At 50.1% G+C, this 16,516-nt stretch carries 21 protein-coding genes; 5 read left to right on the top strand and 16 right to left on the bottom strand.

What is annotated here, in order from left to right; all coding sequences use genetic code 11:
- Window positions 1-66: 66 nt before the first annotated feature.
- Window positions 67-405 carry a hypothetical protein gene (locus tag OZ401_RS20700; RefSeq protein WP_341470426.1) on the bottom strand — a complete coding sequence of 113 codons (339 nt, stop codon included), beginning with the start codon at window positions 403-405 and terminating at the stop codon, window positions 67-69.
- 187 nt (window positions 406-592) lie between these two features.
- Between OZ401_RS20700 and OZ401_RS20695 the strand changes: the two genes are divergently transcribed.
- Entirely contained in the window at window positions 593-1,939 is a 1,347-nt protein-coding gene (locus OZ401_RS20695) for a GH1 family beta-glucosidase (RefSeq protein ID WP_341470425.1), read from the top strand.
- Window positions 1,940-1,977: 38 nt separating this feature from the next.
- Here OZ401_RS20695 and OZ401_RS20690 read toward each other — a convergent pair whose 3' ends face one another.
- Entirely contained in the window at window positions 1,978-2,181 is a 204-nt protein-coding gene (locus OZ401_RS20690; RefSeq protein ID WP_341470424.1) for a hypothetical protein, read from the bottom strand.
- A gap of 112 nt (window positions 2,182-2,293) precedes the next feature.
- A complete protein-coding gene (locus OZ401_RS20685) occupies window positions 2,294-2,503 on the bottom strand; it encodes a hypothetical protein (RefSeq protein ID WP_341470423.1) in 210 nt (69 codons plus the stop codon).
- A gap of 242 nt (window positions 2,504-2,745) precedes the next feature.
- On the opposite strand from OZ401_RS20685, the gene OZ401_RS20680 reads away from it, so the two are divergent.
- Complete coding sequence (locus OZ401_RS20680) at window positions 2,746-3,762, top strand: SPFH domain-containing protein (protein ID WP_341470422.1); 1,017 nt, start codon at window positions 2,746-2,748, stop codon at window positions 3,760-3,762.
- Window positions 3,763-3,833: 71 nt separating this feature from the next.
- Here the strand turns inward: OZ401_RS20680 and OZ401_RS20675 are convergent, their stop codons facing one another.
- The 13 genes from OZ401_RS20675 to rpmF form a co-directional block, all read right to left on the bottom strand.
- Window positions 3,834-4,106: a YggT family protein gene (locus OZ401_RS20675; protein ID WP_341470421.1), complete on the bottom strand. Its 273-nt coding sequence runs from the start codon at window positions 4,104-4,106 to the stop codon at window positions 3,834-3,836.
- 3 nt (window positions 4,107-4,109) lie between these two features.
- A complete protein-coding gene (locus OZ401_RS20670; RefSeq protein WP_341470420.1) occupies window positions 4,110-4,694 on the bottom strand; it encodes a DUF84 family protein in 585 nt (194 codons plus the stop codon).
- Between the two features lie 14 nt (window positions 4,695-4,708).
- Complete coding sequence (cdd, locus tag OZ401_RS20665) at window positions 4,709-5,098, bottom strand: cytidine deaminase (RefSeq protein ID WP_341470419.1); 390 nt, start codon at window positions 5,096-5,098, stop codon at window positions 4,709-4,711.
- Window positions 5,099-5,112: 14 nt separating this feature from the next.
- Window positions 5,113-5,946 carry a twin-arginine translocase subunit TatC gene (tatC, locus tag OZ401_RS20660; RefSeq protein ID WP_341470418.1) on the bottom strand — a complete coding sequence of 278 codons (834 nt, stop codon included), beginning with the start codon at window positions 5,944-5,946 and terminating at the stop codon, window positions 5,113-5,115.
- Between the two features lie 5 nt (window positions 5,947-5,951).
- Window positions 5,952-6,674: a Sec-independent protein translocase protein TatB gene (gene tatB, locus OZ401_RS20655; protein WP_341470417.1), complete on the bottom strand. Its 723-nt coding sequence runs from the start codon at window positions 6,672-6,674 to the stop codon at window positions 5,952-5,954.
- 198 nt (window positions 6,675-6,872) lie between these two features.
- A complete protein-coding gene (gene acpP / locus OZ401_RS20650) occupies window positions 6,873-7,118 on the bottom strand; it encodes an acyl carrier protein (RefSeq protein ID WP_341470416.1) in 246 nt (81 codons plus the stop codon).
- A gap of 97 nt (window positions 7,119-7,215) precedes the next feature.
- A complete protein-coding gene (nusB, locus tag OZ401_RS20645) occupies window positions 7,216-7,644 on the bottom strand; it encodes a transcription antitermination factor NusB (RefSeq protein ID WP_341470415.1) in 429 nt (142 codons plus the stop codon).
- Between the two features lie 47 nt (window positions 7,645-7,691).
- Window positions 7,692-8,030: an Asp23/Gls24 family envelope stress response protein gene (locus OZ401_RS20640; RefSeq protein WP_341470414.1), complete on the bottom strand. Its 339-nt coding sequence runs from the start codon at window positions 8,028-8,030 to the stop codon at window positions 7,692-7,694.
- Between the two features lie 11 nt (window positions 8,031-8,041).
- Window positions 8,042-9,391, bottom strand: coding sequence for an acetyl-CoA carboxylase biotin carboxylase subunit (gene accC / locus OZ401_RS20635; protein ID WP_341470413.1), 1,350 nt, complete (start codon window positions 9,389-9,391; stop codon window positions 8,042-8,044).
- A gap of 230 nt (window positions 9,392-9,621) precedes the next feature.
- A complete protein-coding gene (fabG, locus tag OZ401_RS20630) occupies window positions 9,622-10,368 on the bottom strand; it encodes a 3-oxoacyl-[acyl-carrier-protein] reductase (RefSeq protein ID WP_341470412.1) in 747 nt (248 codons plus the stop codon).
- A gap of 9 nt (window positions 10,369-10,377) precedes the next feature.
- Window positions 10,378-11,295 (bottom strand): ACP S-malonyltransferase, encoded by a 918-nt coding sequence (gene fabD / locus OZ401_RS20625; protein ID WP_341470411.1) that lies wholly within the window; start codon window positions 11,293-11,295, stop codon window positions 10,378-10,380.
- A gap of 44 nt (window positions 11,296-11,339) precedes the next feature.
- Window positions 11,340-12,332, bottom strand: a complete 993-nt coding sequence (locus tag OZ401_RS20620; protein ID WP_341470410.1) for a beta-ketoacyl-ACP synthase III — start codon at window positions 12,330-12,332, stop codon at window positions 11,340-11,342.
- A gap of 109 nt (window positions 12,333-12,441) precedes the next feature.
- Window positions 12,442-12,636 (bottom strand): 50S ribosomal protein L32, encoded by a 195-nt coding sequence (rpmF, locus tag OZ401_RS25840; RefSeq protein WP_341470409.1) that lies wholly within the window; start codon window positions 12,634-12,636, stop codon window positions 12,442-12,444.
- 230 nt (window positions 12,637-12,866) lie between these two features.
- On the opposite strand from rpmF, the gene OZ401_RS20610 reads away from it, so the two are divergent.
- From OZ401_RS20610 to OZ401_RS20600, 3 genes are all read left to right on the top strand, one after another.
- Window positions 12,867-13,859, top strand: coding sequence for an ROK family protein (locus OZ401_RS20610; protein ID WP_341470408.1), 993 nt, complete (start codon window positions 12,867-12,869; stop codon window positions 13,857-13,859).
- Window positions 13,860-13,924: 65 nt separating this feature from the next.
- The gene (gene ggt / locus OZ401_RS20605; RefSeq protein WP_341470407.1) at window positions 13,925-15,520 is read left to right on the top strand and encodes a gamma-glutamyltransferase; all 1,596 of its coding nucleotides are present in this window, start codon (window positions 13,925-13,927) and stop codon (window positions 15,518-15,520) included.
- On the top strand, window positions 15,477-16,493 hold the full coding sequence (locus OZ401_RS20600) for a ketopantoate reductase family protein (protein ID WP_341470406.1): 1,017 nt from the start codon (window positions 15,477-15,479) through the stop codon (window positions 16,491-16,493). The genes ggt and OZ401_RS20600 overlap by 44 nt, the downstream gene beginning before the upstream one ends.
- The last annotated feature ends 23 nt before the right edge of the window (window positions 16,494-16,516 follow it).

Genomic DNA, 16,516 nt, shown 5'->3' with positions numbered 1-16,516 from the left:
CCCTTGCCACCCTGCTCAAAAATCCCATCAGCTACACAGGGTTACTTTTCCCCTGCTGCGTGGTTACTAATTCGCGTATCCATACACATTCATGCGGAAATCGTGTGCCAGCGCACCCAATCCCCCCACCATAGTTAACAATTTGACGATAGTGGGTTGGTCGCGATGGTGTTCTTCCAGCTTTATTGTAAGGTCAATTGTTTCTTGGCTCAAGCCAAGCAACCGTTCTTCCAAACACTCAAAATCTTCGTTATAGTCTGAAAGGGTGGTAAGCAAGGGGAAATAATCATCGTCTGAACCGATTGCAAGACGTATAGCCTCACACTCAACTTCGTCCAACGCCCACATGAGATATTTGGGGCTTTTAGGATCACTGTTGACTGATAGAATAATTTCTTTCGCCATAAGCTGCTAATCCTCGACTTTGCAACGACAGGGTTTACCTGTAATTAAACATCTTCCGCAAGTGCAAAGTTAGTATAGCTATTACCTTTCAGCATGGCAAATAATTTCTATTCTGGTTGCTACTATCGTTTTTAAAGTGATATACTTAAATTCACCTAGCTGTTAACTTTGAGGAAGGATGTCATTTATGGCTACAAAACAGGTTAAATTTCCTACTGGCTTCGTGTGGGGCGCTGCCACTGCCAGTTATCAGATTGAGGGTGCTTGGGATGAGGATGGCAAGGGGTTGAGCATTTGGGATACCTTCGCGCATACTCCCGGCAAGATTAAAGATGGCTCAACCGGAGATGTTGCCTGCGACCACTACAACAAGTGGCGTGAGGATATAAGCCTCATGAAGAACTTAGGTTTGCACGCCTACCGTTTTTCGGTATCCTGGCCCCGCATTTTGCCGGATGGAAGCGGCAAAGTTAATCAGGACGGGCTAGATTTCTACGATAGACTGGTGGACTGGTTGCTAGACCATGCTATTGACCCCTATGTTACTCTCTATCACTGGGATTTGCCACAGGCTTTGCAGGATAAGGGCGGTTGGGTGAACCGCGATACGGTGCAGGCTTATGTGGAGTATGCCGGAATTGTAGCCGACCGTTTGGGTGACAGGGTTAAGCACTGGATTACTTTCAACGAACCGTGGGTTTCGGCGGTGCTAGGTTATGGCGTAGGCGAGCATGCGCCCGGTCATAAGAATTTGGGAGAGGCGATTCAAGTTGGACACCATTTGTTGCTGGCGCATGGTTTAACGGTTCCGGTTTTGCGGGAGAGAATCGAACCGGAGGCAGAAGTGGGCATCACTCTGAGCCTCTCGCTGGGAACGCCCGCCGATGATAGCAACGAATCGCGTGAGGCTACCAAACGCCATGCTCTATTTATGAATCGTTGGTTCTTGCATCCGCTTTTCAAGGGTTCGTACCCGGAAGAAATGGAGCCAATTCTAGACATGATGCAGCTCAAACGCGAGCCGGAGGATGCCGCTGCTATTGCTGCCCCGTTGGATTTTCTGGGCGTAAATTATTATATCCGGAATCTGGTGAAAGATGGGACTGATTTCCCGCCCGTGAATCTGCAATTCGTCAAGAATCCTAACGCTAAATATACCGAAATGGATTGGGAGGTGTATCCGCAGGGTATCCGCGAATTATTGCTCGAAGTTAACAATGAGTATAGTCCTCCAAAAATCTATATTACCGAGAACGGCGCTGCTCTACCGGACAAACTTGAAGATGGTCAGGTGCATGATGTCGATCGGGTGGAATACTTGCGCGGTTATTTGTCGGAAGTGGGCAAAGCGATTGAGCAGGGCGTTCCGGTTAACGGTTATTTTTACTGGAGCTTGATGGATAACTTTGAATGGGCTTGGGGTTATACCAAGCGGTTCGGGCTGGTTTACGTGGATTTTGACACTCAACACCGCATTATCAAGGATAGCGGGCTGCTTTACAAAGAGATTATTGCTTTGAACAGCGTTGAGTAATTTTCAAAAAGGGGGGCGCATTGGTCGCCCCTTAAAGCCTATTGTTTTGGCGAATACCCGTTCACATCTGGAATCGCCCCTTGCACTGGGTTATTCTGAGCGCCGGAAAATTTCTTGAAGATGCCGGGCTGTAACAAACCGATATAAACCCCACCCGTCACTTTTTCCAAATCTTCCTCGCTCAACTCATGCTCAATGTCCGGCTTCCGATTCAGGTTATTACGCACGTTGTTTTCGCTCATTCGAATATACTCCTTCAACTAGCGGGATTGCTCTCTCCTTCTATTATACCTGATTCGGGTAGGGGCGTTTAAAAATAAAAAAGGACGCTACCAATGCGCCCTTCAAGGTTTATTATAGCTTGACGTTTCTCTGATCGGTGGGAAATACCGAACCGTCACCCATAGCGGGTTTACCTATTGCTATGTGTTTTGGGAATTGCTGGAGACCGGGCTGGTTCAAACCGATTAAAACGCCACCGGAGGTGCTTTCCAAATCTTGCTCAGTGAGTTCCTGCTCTGATTTGGTTTCTTCGGGTTTCTTATTTTTCTTATCTTTGCTCATTTTCTAGCTTCTCCTGCTAAATATTTATTGTCCGGTGTATAAAGCATAACATGGGCTATCCCCGCGATATATGCGATACCTCACATTTCTGCATGGTGAGAGAATTAGTTTAAAAGGATAGGGCAGTTGCAAAATACTTTTGCGCTATTGCATTGATTTGTTATAATGAATTATCTAACTTTACGTAACTAATAATTATGCCAACCCGACTCGATGTTTTAGCTTGAAGGAAGTCCCTATTTATGGATGCAGTTTTACCGGTTCTATTTTTTATTTTGTTTATTGCGCTAATTGTCGGCATAGCCTACACTATTTTTTCTCGCGGTATAAGAATTGTACCGGATGGCAGCGTGGCGATTGTGGAACGCAATGGCGAGTTTAATCGAGTGCTTGCGCCGGGTCGCCATTTTCTCTTTCCTTTGCTCGATCGCATCAGCAAAATGGTAGAGCTTAAAGAGTTTGAAGAGACTATCCAGATTGATAATGTGCTTACCGGGGATATGACCCTGATTGATCTTGATATTAGTATCACCTTTAGGTTGGCGCACTACCGCCCCCGTATGATTAAGCGCGATGAAGCCGAGATTCGCCGTCCTCGCCGTGTTATTCTGTGGAACAAGATTCTGATTGCAGAGGAAGACGTTTACAAAGCGGCAGTTTCGGTGGATAACTGGAAAGAGCGTTCCAAACGCGATGCGGTGACGACTCTACAGGACTATTTTAACACTATTAATTATCGCGAAGAGATTTATCGTTCTGAGCAAGAGCGCGCCCGCGACCCTTCCGTACCTGCCCCGCTGCCCCGCATTTCACAGGCGCTTACCTCTTTGGTCAATGAAAAGACTCGCGGTTTGAGCGAAGAAGAGCGGAAAAAGCGTGGTATTCGCCCGGATGATCCGCGTTACAGGGGCTATGGCGTGGAACTTACCAGCCTAACAATTTCAAATGTGCGCCCGGACGAAAAAGCCCTGCAATTGTGGGATGCAGAACGGCAAGCCCGCGCCGAAGCTCAGATTCGCTTAATCAAGGCTGCCAGCGATAGCCGTATTCGCGAGATTGAAGCGCAAAACGAGCGGCTTATCCGCGAAACGCTCGGTCTAGTCAATGTTAGCGATTATCTGACATGGCGTTATATCGAGGCTATTCGGCAATCCGGCAGAGTTGCGCCACCACCGCCCGGTGTAAATGTGGGCGAAATGGAAGGCTATAATTCAGGGGGTTACGCGGTTTCTCGTTCCCAGAACACCCCACCCGGTTAAAATCATTGAAGGAAAGTTCAGGCTTTGGTAGGATTTGGTAAGGGCGCATCGGAATGCGCCCTTTAGTTTTTTTAGAAGGGCAAATTGCCGATGCTTCCGGCAGAAGCCACAAAGTTGATGACGATGCGTAGCAGGATAAAGGCGACTATAAAAGAAATATCCAGCATTCCGATAGGCGGTATTATTCTGCGAATGGGCGCTACCAGTGGGTCAACCACATCGTAGGCTAAGCGAGTAATAGTAAAACGCCGGCTTGGGTCAATCCAAGACATTATCATTGCCACGAACATCATAACCCAAATAAAATATAGGAACACCAGCGCAATTCCAAAAACGACAGACATAATTCACCCCTGTAATTCGTATAGTTCTGGATTTAAAAACTTGACCAGCGCATATGTAAAGATACTTTCATAAGCCTGCTGGCGTGTTTCCAGTCCTTTGCTGAGGTAGCCCACCACTCCCCCGGCGCGTTTGCTATCTTTGACGCTAAAAAGGCGATCGGTGGCATCGCCCAATTCCAAGCCTGTTTCGAGGTCTTTTACAATCGCGGGCGGTAGCGGCAACAATAGCCCACCCCCGTAGGATAAGCCCCCTTCGCGGGTACGTATCGCGCACCATGCGTTGGTTAGCACATTATCGAGTCCGGCAACCTTGTGATGGACTATGCCACCCTCAAGCCCGATACCCCAATGCGCCTCTTGCCACGACTCTAGGGCTGAGGCAGCGCGAGTCATTGCGCCTTGCATCGTTTCTTCATCGCCGACAGGTTGCGCGGATACGCCGCTTTCGACTACTACGCTCCGCACCATATAATTATCAATTCCCGGCAAGAGCTTGCCCTCGACAGCGCGTTCTAGCACTTCTTCTACCGCTCGTATTTTGATAGGGTTGCTTGAGCCTACTGCAACCAGTAATACATTATTATTCAAGAATTTATACGCTTTTAACTGTCAATTGTTTCAGTATTGAAGGCATGCGGGAGTAATTCCGCCAAGCTGATAGTGTAATGGACTTTATCCAGATTGGCAATTGTTACGCTTAACTTGGGGTTAAATTCTGCCAGAAATTGGCGGCATGCGCCACAGGGGGTAGTAGGTAATTTGGTATCGGCAACCACCGCGATGCTATCCCATTCTAGTTCATCGGCTAGAACGGCAGCTACCGCCGCGCTGCGTTCGGCGCAAATGGACAGCCCATATGAGACATTTTCCACATTAACCCCGTAAAAGACTTTGCCGCTACGAGTACGTAGGGCGGCTCCCACTTTGAAGCCAGAATAAGGAGCGTAGGCATGCTCTCGCGCTGCCCGCGCCCCCTCTATCAGCTCATCCACTATCTATTTCTCCTTTAGGCGAAGCGGGCGAATAGAATTCCCAGCAAGTATAGACCCATGATGGGGCCTGCTATCATTAGTTGCATAACCGGGTCGGGGCTAGGGTTAATGAAGGCTGAGATAACCAGCGAAAAGACGATGGCAAATTTCCACCATTTCACGAACGTTTTCCACTTTACGATCTGAGCTTTTGCCAGCGCGTACATCACAATCGGGATTTCAAAGACCACGCCCGTCCAGAACATCACCTTAGTTACGGTGGTGATGTAGCTCATAGCGGTTAGGGTGGGGGTGAATTGATCGGCTCCGAAGGTGGTCAGAAACTTGATGGCAGGTGGCAGCACAAAGTAATAGCAGAAAACTACACCGGATACGAAAAAAACTGCTACCATTGGGATGGCAACAATCAAGGCTCTTTTGATGCTTTTCAGCATCTTTACTTCGTTTTCGTATCCTATTTGACCGGGTTCAGATTCGGGTTCAAGGGCAGGGGCAAGGAAGGCTATCAGGTGATAGACAATTACCGGGCTGGAAAGCAAAATTCCGGCGTAGATTGAAACATAGAAATAGACGCTGAAGCCGTGTACCAGTTCGGTATTGATAAAATTGATTTTCGGGTTGGCTTCTTTGCCAAGGTCAATGAACAGCCCCACCATGTCGTGCGAGAAGGCGAGGGTTGCGCTGGTTCCGAGCAATACCGAAAGCGTGACCCAAATCAGGCGCGTCCGCAATTCGGCGAGATGCTCCAGAAAGGTCATTTGTCCGGCTTGGACTTTGGGCTTTTTCGATTTGTCTTTTCGACCCGGTAAACGCAATTTGCGAACGGTCTGTACAATGTTCATCAGCATATATTTCAGACTTCCTGATGGCTTGCGGAACGGGCAGTAGCGGCGATTTCAGCCTGATTATTTTCCGGGTTTAGCTCTTTAGGACCACGCCATAGCGGTTTGGCTGGCGCATTACTCATAAGCGCATCTTGCCAGCTAAAAGTAGCTTCGTCAAACTCGTAAACCCCCATAGGCGCACTACTGGCTACAGGCTCAGGGCTTACAGGTTCAAGGTAATTTTGCTTTTCCTCAATTACAGGCTCGGAGTAGGCGTAATTATTCTCGCTTACAGGTTCAGGCTGGCTATGGCTTTCTTCCACCACTTGTTTGATTAGCTCGGAATTATCCGGTTCGGCGGCTACCTGATTTTGCGCCGGTTCAACGGCGGGCGCTTCGATCAGGGGGGTGTTAGAAGTGGCAGATTTAGCGGCGGTGGCGATAGTTTCTACCGAGTAGGTATATTGCTCACGAGCTTCTTTAACGGTTTCCCGAAAAGTGGTGCTAGCCGAGGTTAATTCCTTGGTGGTGTTATCCATCGCCTCTTTAAGGTCTTTTTTAATGTCCTTGAAATCGGAAATATCCAACTCGCGTGAAACTTCGGTGCGCACATCTTCAGATAATTTCCGCAATTGGGCAACCCACTGACCAATAGTACGCAGAATTACGGGCAGTTTGTCGGGTCCGAAAATGATAGTGGCGACTATCAATATTACAAAAAGTTCTGGAAAATTGATACCAAAAATATCCATAAGCCTTAAGAATTACACTAAACTTCCAGTTACGCAAAAACTAGCATAACCTTTTTAGAGCATTAGTGCAAGTGAATAAATTATAATCTTGTATAAAAAAACAGGGGCAATACCGGTTCGGATTATGCCAAAGCTAACCGGTACGCCCACATCCTGCACTACTACTGAATCGAAGTATAACTTCGCGGTTGGAGGTAATTATTCCTGATGTTCCTGGATATAATCTACGGCATCTCCTACTGTAGCGATTTTTTCGGCTACTTCATCAGGAACTTGGATACCAAACTTTTCCTCAATTTCCATAATCAATTCAACCAAATCGAGGGAGTCAGCATTCAAATCCTCAATAAAAGAGGCTTCAATTGTTACATCTTCTGCATCTACCGCAAGTTGCTCAACAATGATGTCTTTGAGCTTATCGAATATTGCACCAGTTGCTGCCATCCTTACTCACCTCCCTCTGCTGTTGACGCGAGTCACTTTAATTATTATCCTCCTGACAAAAATCACGCTTGTAACTTTTAGTGGCGTATGGCTGCGCTCACACAGGATTCATGGTATTACGAATGTCCTTTGAAACAATAGTTCCTAGGACGCCATTTACAAAACGACTGCTGCTATCACTTCCAAAGCTTTTGGCAAGCTCAATTGCTTCGTTGATTGCAGCCTTTACCGGAACTTCATTATTAAATAGAATTTCAAAAATTGCAAGACGTAGAATATTCTTGTCAATTTTAGCCATCTGATCCATCGGCCAGTTTGGCGCATTTGAGGATATGATTTTATCCAATTTATCTAAATTGCCGATAACCCCTTTTACCAATTGCTTGGCAAACTTAACGGCTCCTTCTTCTAATGTACCATCTTCTACATGACGCGCTAATACCTCATCCGCATCATGTTGGGTTGCATCCACCTCGAACAGGGTTTGCAAAGCCACGGTACGCGCTAACCTTCTCAAGCTTGGCATTTTTTCATTGAGATTGTGCAGTTGTGCCCAGTGTCCCTTTACTGCCGTTATTCCACGTTTTGAATGTACACATTGATCTGTTCAACCGGCATGCCTACCATGTAGCGCACTGCTTTTGAAACATCAGTTTGTACTAATTTTCCAACCTGTAACATATTCGCTTCACGGCTTACCACGATATACAGGTCTGCGCTAACTGCGCCTTCTTTTATTTCTATCTTAACTCCATCATTGCCTTCTCGATTGAAAATACGTTTTTGCGGCGCATTTCCCAACCGAAGTACCCCTGCTACCCCTGCGGCAGCGGCATGCACAATGGTTTCAAGTACGTTTGGGGCAACCTTGACGGTGCCGAGTTTTTTTTCAGGATTTCCGTTTGTACTCATAGGCTCTGGTTTTACCAGCCCCCACTCATCTTCTTGTCCACAAAATCCAGATACGCCCGCCCGGCGCGATATTCTTCATCGCCCAGTATTTTTAGTTGGAACGGAATGGTGGTTTTTACGCCATTTATAACCGTATCATGCAAGGCACGTTCCAACCTCGTGAGCGCTTCCTCACGGGTGCTTCCTTTGGCGATTATTTTCCCCAGTAAGCTGTCATAGTAAGCAGGAGCAGTGTACCCGCTGTATAGATGAGAGTCTACTCGTATGCCGGGACCGCCCGGCGGTACAAATAGACTAATTGTACCTGCATCGGGGCGGAAATTATTTGCCGGGTCTTCCGCGTTAACTCTGCATTCTATCGCATATCCTTGTATTTTAATGTCTTTTTGGGAGAGCGTCAAGCGTTCACCAGCAGCGATACGAATTTGCCATTTTACAAGGTCAATGCCGGTGACTTCTTCGGTTACGCCATGTTCTACCTGAATACGGGTGTTCATTTCCATAAAGTAGAACTCACCTGTATTGGCGAGCAGGAACTCGATTGTACCAGCGTTGGTATAGCCGATTGCTTTCGCTCCTATCACTGCCGCCGCGCCGATTTTAGCGCGTAACGCTTCGGTAAGGTTAGGCGCGGGCGCTTCTTCCATAATTTTCTGGTATCGGCGCTGGATTGAGCAATCACGTTCGCCTAGATGTATTACATTACCGTAATTGTCCGCCAGAATTTGAATTTCGATGTGGCGCGGATTGGGTATATATTTCTCTAGGTACAATTCGCCACTAGAGAAAGCTTTGTCGGCTTCGGCGCGTGCCAGTGGGAAAACTCGCTCCAAATCGGATTCGCTTTCGATGATGCGGATACCACGTCCACCACCACCTGCCAAGGCTTTGAGCATCACCGGGTAACCGATTTGGGAGGCTACCCGCTTCGCTACGTCTAGGTTTGGCAACGCCCCTTCCGAGCCGGGGGTAATCGGCAATCCGGCATCTTGCATCATCTTGCGAGCTACCGTTTTCTCGCTCATTTTCTCCATTACCGTTGGGCTAGGACCGATGAAGGTAATGCCTACCCGCTCGCAGATTTCCGCGACATAGGGGTTTTCACTCAGGAAGCCGTAGCCGGGATGAAGTGCATCTGCTCCGGTAATCAACGCCGCGCTGATGATAGAGGGGGTATGCAAATAGCTTTTCGCGCTCTGTGCCGGTCCTACGCAAATTGCTTCATCTGCTAGACGCACCGCCAGCGAATCGCGATCTGCCTCACTATACGCTACTACACTTGGGATGCCTAGATCGCGGCACGCTCGCACCACTCTCAAAGCAATTTCGCCTCTATTAGCAATTAAGATTTTTTTGAACATTTTTACCGTTTTACTGGAGGTATTATATTGTTTGGTTTTCTCTAACTACCCTAACTGATGATGAGCTATGCTAATAAAACTCAAGGTTTGCCCAACAAGAGGCTTAAGCCTTTGTCTTTTTAAAATCTGTGAACAATATCACGTAATATTATACATTATTTTTTCCCCGTGCGAGGGAGACTGTGGGCGCATAGACACAACGGGCTTAACCCCTTGCCTAATTTTCCGCGTTACATCATCACCATGCCGCCATCTACCGCCAATACTTGCCCGGTAATGTAGGCGGCGGCATCGCCGGCAAGGAAGGCGACCGCTTCGGCTACATCTTCGGGTTTGCCGAAACGCTCTAGCGGTATCTGCTCTAATGCCTTTTTCTTGATTTCTTCGGATAAGCCCCCGGTCATATCGGTATCAATGAAACCGGGTGCAACGGCGTTTACGGTAATGCTGCGACTACCCAATTCGCGTGCTGCCGATTTGGTCAAACCGATTAATCCGGCTTTAGCGGCGCTATAGTTAGACTGCCCTGCCCCGCCCATTTGCCCTATCACCGAGGTTATGTTAATGATACGTCCGTAACGCTGTTTTAGCATAGTGCGTTGCGCGGCTTTGGTCAGCAAGAATGAGCCTTTTAGGTTGGTATCCAGCACCGCATCCCAATCGGCTTCGCTCATACGCATCATAAGTTGGTCGCGGGTGATTCCGGCATTATTCACCAGAATATCGAGTCGCCCGAAGGCTTTGACGGTTTCTTCTACCAGCTTTTGCGCTTCGGCAGCTACCGAAACATCGCCTTGCAGTGCAACTGCATCGCTACCCGCCGCTTTGATAGCAGCTACTACCTCATCCGCTTCTTGCTGCTTGCCCCGATAGTTTACCGCTACTTTTGCGCCCAGTGCGCCCAATTTCAACGCTACCGCTCGCCCAATACCCCTACTCCCGCCTGTTACCAGCGCTACCTTACCTTCGAGATTCATCCCCCGCTCCTATTTGAGAATATCATCCGAGTTAACCAGTTCCACTTCTTTTTCGATGCGCTTAATCAACCCGCTCAGTACCTTGCCGGGTCCGATTTCCACGAAACGGGTTGCGCCGCCTGCCGCCATCGTGCGCACCGATTCGACCCAGCGCACCGGGCTGTAAGTTTGCAGCGTCAAATCTGCGCGGATGGCTTGCGCCTCGGTTATGGCTTTGCCGGTGACGTTGCTGATTACCGGAATTTGCGCCGTTGTCCACTCCACCTGCGCGATTGCTTTGCTCAATTCTTCTGCCATTGGGCGCATCAGGCTGCTGTGGAAGGCTGCGCTAACCGGCAAGGGTATCACCTTTTTAATGCCGTTGCTTTTTGCCAGTTCGGTGAAACTTGCCAACGCGGCTTTTGTGCCGCTAATGGCGGTTTGACCGGGCGAGTTATAGTTCGCCATCTCTGCCCCACTCTCGGCGCAAAGCCGTTCCAGCAAAGCGTCATCGCCGCCGATGACTGCCACCATCCCGCTATTGCCCTTCCCGGCTTCGTTCATCAGTTGCCCGCGCCGATATACCAGCTTTACTGCGTCTGCGAATGCCAATGCTCCCGCTGCCACCAGCGCGGTATATTCTCCCAGACTATGCCCTGCCACAAAAAGCGGTTGGTTGCCTGTAACTTCGGGATAATTCTGGCGTAACATTGCCAAATGCGCCAAACTTGTCACCAGAATAGCCGGTTGCGCGTGGTCGGTGCGAGTCAAAAGCTCGTCTGGACCTTCCCAGCATAAGCGGGACAAAGAAAAGCCGAGCGCAGTATCCGCCTCGGCATACAAGTGCGCCACTTCCGGGTAGCGCGCCGCAAGTTCTTTCCCCATGCCGACCGCCTGCGACCCCTGACCGGGGAATACCCACGCGACCGCTTCTGTTCCGATTGCCAAGTTGTAGCCGCCCTCCTAAAAATTATGCAAGGGGTTTAACCCCATTACCAATATATAAGACCGCTCGCCCAAGTCATACCGCCGCCAAACGCTGTTACCAACAATTTCATACCGCGTTGCAATCTACCGCTTTCTATGGCTTCGTTGATAGATATAGGGATAGAGGCAGAACTGGTATTGCCGTAATTATGGATATTTATCCAAACTTTGGAGGGGTCAATTTCTAGGCGTTTGCCCACCGCTTCGATGATGCGAATATTAGCTTGATGCGGGATGAGCAAATCTACATCGGCAATGGTCAAGCCCTCGCGCTCTAGCACCTCGACACAAGAATCCACCATTGCTCGTACTGCCAGCCTGAAAACTTCACTGCCCTGCATTTTTACAAAGTGCTGACGCTCTTGCACAGTTTTAGCGGTGGGCGGCGTGCGGCTACCCCCTGCTGGAATGTTCAGCAATTTCCCGCCTGCGCCATATGCGCCCAACTTGAACGCGCCTAGTCCACTTTTTTCGATAGTGCTCTGCAATACCACTGCCCCCGCGCCATCGCCAAACAGTACGCAGGTATTGCGATCGGTAAAATCTATGAAGCGGGTGACAGTTTCAGAGCCAAGCACCAATATGCGCTGGTATGCGCCTGTTTTAATAAATTGCGTGCCTACGCTAAGGGCATAGATGAAGCCGCTACAAGCTGCTTCAAGGTCAAACGCTCCGGCGTTCTCTGCCCCTAACGCTTCTTGCAACAGACAGGCGGTGGAGGGAAAAAGAAAATCGGGGGTACAAGTACCCACGATAATCAAATCAAGGTCTTTACCTTCTAACCCGGCTTGTGCCAACGCTTTTTTTGAAGCGGCGAGCGCAATATCAAAGTTCGATTCGTCTTCGCTCAGGATATGCCTTTGGCGAATTCCTGTGCGGGAAGTGATCCACTCATCGCTGGTATCAACCATTTGCTCTAGGTCATGGTTGGTGAGAATACGCGCAGGAACGCCCTGCCCCCAACCTGTAATTGCCCCATAGTAGGCGCTCTGGGTCATTTAACTTCCTCATAAATATAAAAAAGTGGCTCGAGCAATATTAGGATAGTTGAGCAGTTAGAAAGGATAGCGCGACCTTATTAGCCGCGCCGGAATCGTTCAAAAAAAACTAAACCTTAGTTTTTTGCCGTGTCTGAATAACCTGTTCGCCCTTATAAAATCCGCAAGCCTTGCAGACGGTATGGGGCAGGCGTTGTTCACCGCAATTATCGCAAGTTACAAGCTGCAATTCATCTAGGTGGTGGTGTGCTCTTTTGCGACCTTGCTTACTATGTGAACGTTTGTATTTGGGTAGTGCGCCCATTTTAGATCATCTACTCCCTTCAAAAAAAAAGTTAATATAAGCTATTTCCGGCGTCTGTTTTGGAATAGGCAAGCATCAAAAACAAGCCGCGCCCGGATTGTTAAACCAATGGGACATTATAGTCCTTTTGCACCTCAAAATCAACTTGCCGGGAACTGAACGTTAGGGTATTATTTATATAACTTAAAACTGACAAGGGTTAGGATTATACATCGAGAAGGGGAGCATAAATGTCAGAACGCTATGGGATAGGCGTTGATGTAGGCGGCACTAAAATTTTGGCAGCGGTAGTTGACCTTGAGAGCGGGGAGGTCATTGCCAACACTAAGAAAAGAACGGTTGGTAACAAGGAAAAAGATTTAGGAAACCGGATTATCAGCGCGATTGAGGATTGCCTGAGTTCGGCGAAATTGCCTCAAGGAATTCGCCCGGAAACGATAGGAATCGGGGCGGCGGGGCAGGTAAACCGTGAAAAGGGCATTTTGGTGGCGGCTCCTAATTTGGGTGTGCCGCCCAATTACCCGATAGCCAAAATTATCGCCGACCGCTTTAAGAGTTCGGTGCGCTTGGGCAATGATGTGGAAGTAGCCACATTGGGCGAATTACATTATGGGGCAGGGCGCGATTTTGATAATTTCGTATGCGTTTTTGTTGGTACGGGTATCGGCGGCGGTATCGTACAGAATGGCAAGCCTTACCGAGGTTCGAGCGGTACTGCCGGAGAAATCGGGCATATCGTGGTGAGCGCGGAAGGGCGTTTGTGCGGGTGCGGTGGGCGCGGTCATTTGGAAGCGTATAGCAGCCGTACCGCTATTACCCGCACTCTGTTGGGCGAATTGAAGCGCGGCAAAATCAGTATCTTGACCGAATTGCTGGCGGCAGAAGGCATTGCAGACCCTACTACTGCTACCAGCGTAGCGATTCGCAGCAAAGTTATTGCGCAAGCGGTACAGGCGGGGGACGCGCTGGTGATAAATACCCTGACCGAAGCGGCGGAGTTTCTCGGTTTGGGTCTTTCCTCGATTATCAATTTCTACAATCCTCATCGTATCATTCTGGGCGGCGGCTTAATTGAAGCAGTCGAGATGTTTTACCAATATACCCTAGACGAAGCCAAACACGAATCTCTAGCCGGCGCTGCCTCTGTCGTTGATATTGTTCGCGCCAAACTTGGAGACTTTTCTGGGGTGGTAGGCGCGGCTCTGTTGGGGCATCAAGCGTAGTTCGACCGTTCGGTGGTAGGGGCGCGGCTCAACGCGCCTTTTTCAAAAAAGGGAGCATCTCAGATATGTCACAGGGAAGGTCTGTAACGTTGGCGCGCAGCGGGCTGGTCAGTTCGCCACACTATCTTTCGGCGATGGCGGGCGTGCGTATCATGGATGCGGGCGGAAATGCGATTGATGCCGCAATTGCTGCCAATGCCGTTTTGAACGTGGTGCAACCGCATGGTTGTGGTACGGGCGGTGATCTGTTTATGCTCATCTATGACGCAAAGAGCGATGGGCTTTACGGCTTGAACGCCAGCGGGCGCTCCCCTGCGGCAGCCACGCTGGATTGGTTCAAGGCAAACGGGCATACGACTATGCCACAACGCGGCATCCTGCCCGTGACAGTGCCGGGCGTGGTGGATGGCTGGCAAATGGCTATTGACCGCTTCGGCAAGTTGAGTATGGATAAGGTGCTGAAACCGGCGATTCGTTACGCTGAAAAGGGCTTCGGGGTAGGTCCGAATTTGCATGCCGCGATTGAAAACATCTTGCAACAGTCGTGGTGTCACGACTCTTGGCGTGAGGTGTACGCGCCCAATGGCGAAGCCCCCGCCGAAGGCAGCATCTTAAAATTGCCTGAGCTTGCCCGTAGCCTGATTCAAATCGGGGATAAGGGGCGTGACGCTTTTTACAGAGGCAAAATCGCCCGCGCTTTGGTGGAGTTTTCCGAGAAAGAGGGCGGGTTGTTTACGCTGGAAGATTTGGCGGCGCATCAGGGCGAGTGGGTTGACCCCTTGAGTATCACCTATCACGGTTACACTATTTACGAAATGCCGCCCAATACGCATGGTTTGAGCGCGTTACAGATGCTCAAATTGGTGGAAGGGCTAAACCTTGGTGAGAAATTCCCCACCTCCGAAGCGATTCACCTTATGGTGGAAGCTAAGAAGCTGGCGTTTGCGGATCGCGCCGCTTACATCACCGACCCCGCTTTTATGAAGGTTGCGCCTGAGCGTTTGCTGGATGAAGATTATATTGCCACCCGCCGCGCTTTGATTGATCCGCGAAAGCCGATGTTGAGCATTGCGCCCGGTTCGCTAGAGGGCGATACCATTTACCTGTGTGCGGCAGACGGCAAGGGCAACGCCGTTTCGCTGATTCAGAGCAATTATATGGGCGTGGGTTCGGGGCTGGTTGTGCCGGGATGGGGCATCGAATTGCAGAATCGCGGCGCGTACTTCTCGCTCGACCCTGAACATGCCAATTGTATCGCGCCTTGCAAGCGCACTATGCACACCCTCATCCCCTCGATGGCTTTCCGCAACTCGAAGCCCGAAATCATTTTTGGGACGATGGGTGGCGATGGTCAGCCTCAGATTCACTTGCAGGCTTATACCGACCTGATAAATTTCGGGATGAACATTCAGGAAGCGATTGAAGCCCCGCGCTGGATTCACGGCAGGGGCATGCCCGACCAACCGGAAGGCTTGCAGGTGGAGACTCGTTTTCCCCCGCGTCTGTTAGGGGCGTTGTCGCGTATGGGTCATCCCATTCAACGAGTGGGCGCGTGGAATTCTGCGATGGGTTACGCGCAGGGCATCGTGATTAATCAGGAGAACGGGCTATTGATGGGTGGGGCAGACCCTCGCGCCGATAGCGCCGCCGCCGGGTTTTAAGATGAAGGTCGCAGTAATTGGGGCAGGTTCGCTCGGTAGTCTTGTAGCGGGCTTGCTAGGGCTGGTAGCAGGGCGAGAGGATGAAATTTTTCTTGTCACCAACCGCCCCATGCCGGATACCGCTCTTACGCTTGAACCGGCAGAACTGGTACGGCAGCAATTGCCCGTTTTCAGTGAGGGCGCAGTGACGGTTAGGAATGTGCGGGTGGTCGAGAATCCGGCAGAGGCGGCGGGCTGTCAGCTTGCCATCGTGCTGGTCAAGAGCTACCGCACCCGCGAGGCAGGCGAGCAAGCCGCCGCTTTGCTGGCTGAGGACGGCGTAGTTTTGAGCTTACAGAACGGGCTTGGCAATCTCACCGCGCTGGCAAGCGTGCCGAAATTGGCAGGACAAGGGCTGGCGCAGGGCGTAACCACTATCGGGGCGCTACAGGTTGCGGCGGGGCATATCCGCTTCAACGGGGCAGGGCATACCTCCTTACCCATATTGGATAGTCCGGCAGGCAACCGAACGCTGGCATGGTTTGGCGAAAAGCTCGAACAAGTGGGCTTGTCGGTCAGCTTTAGCGGCGAGGTAGAGAGCCTTGTGTGGGGAAAGTTGGCGATAAATTGCGCTGTCAATGCCCTTTCGGCGCTACTCGATTTCACCTATGAAGCCTTTCTGGCTAATTCTCCCGCTTTGCAAGTTGCCTCCCAAGCCGGGCAAGAGGTAGCAGAATTGGCGCAACTCAAGGGGATTGCGCTGCCCTACCCCGATGTTGAGAGCGAGTTTCGGCGTGTGGTTTCGCTCAACCGCGCCACTATTTCCTCGATGTGCCAGAGTATTCGCAAAGGGCGACCCACCGAAATAGAGGCTCTCAATGGGGCTGTCGTAGCGGAAGCCGAGCGTTTGGGCTACCCTGTGCCGGTCAATCGGCTTCTAACCCAATTGATACGCGCTTTGGAAGCGAAGCAGCAATTCGGCGGCTCTAATTAATTCGCCAAGGGTATCAGAATTGC

Origin of the sequence: Candidatus Chlorohelix allophototropha (assembly GCF_030389965.1) — a bacterium.
In the GTDB taxonomy this organism is placed as follows: domain Bacteria; phylum Chloroflexota; class Chloroflexia; order Chloroheliales; family Chloroheliaceae; genus Chlorohelix; species Chlorohelix allophototropha.
This window is presented reverse-complemented; position numbering and strand designations above follow the sequence as displayed.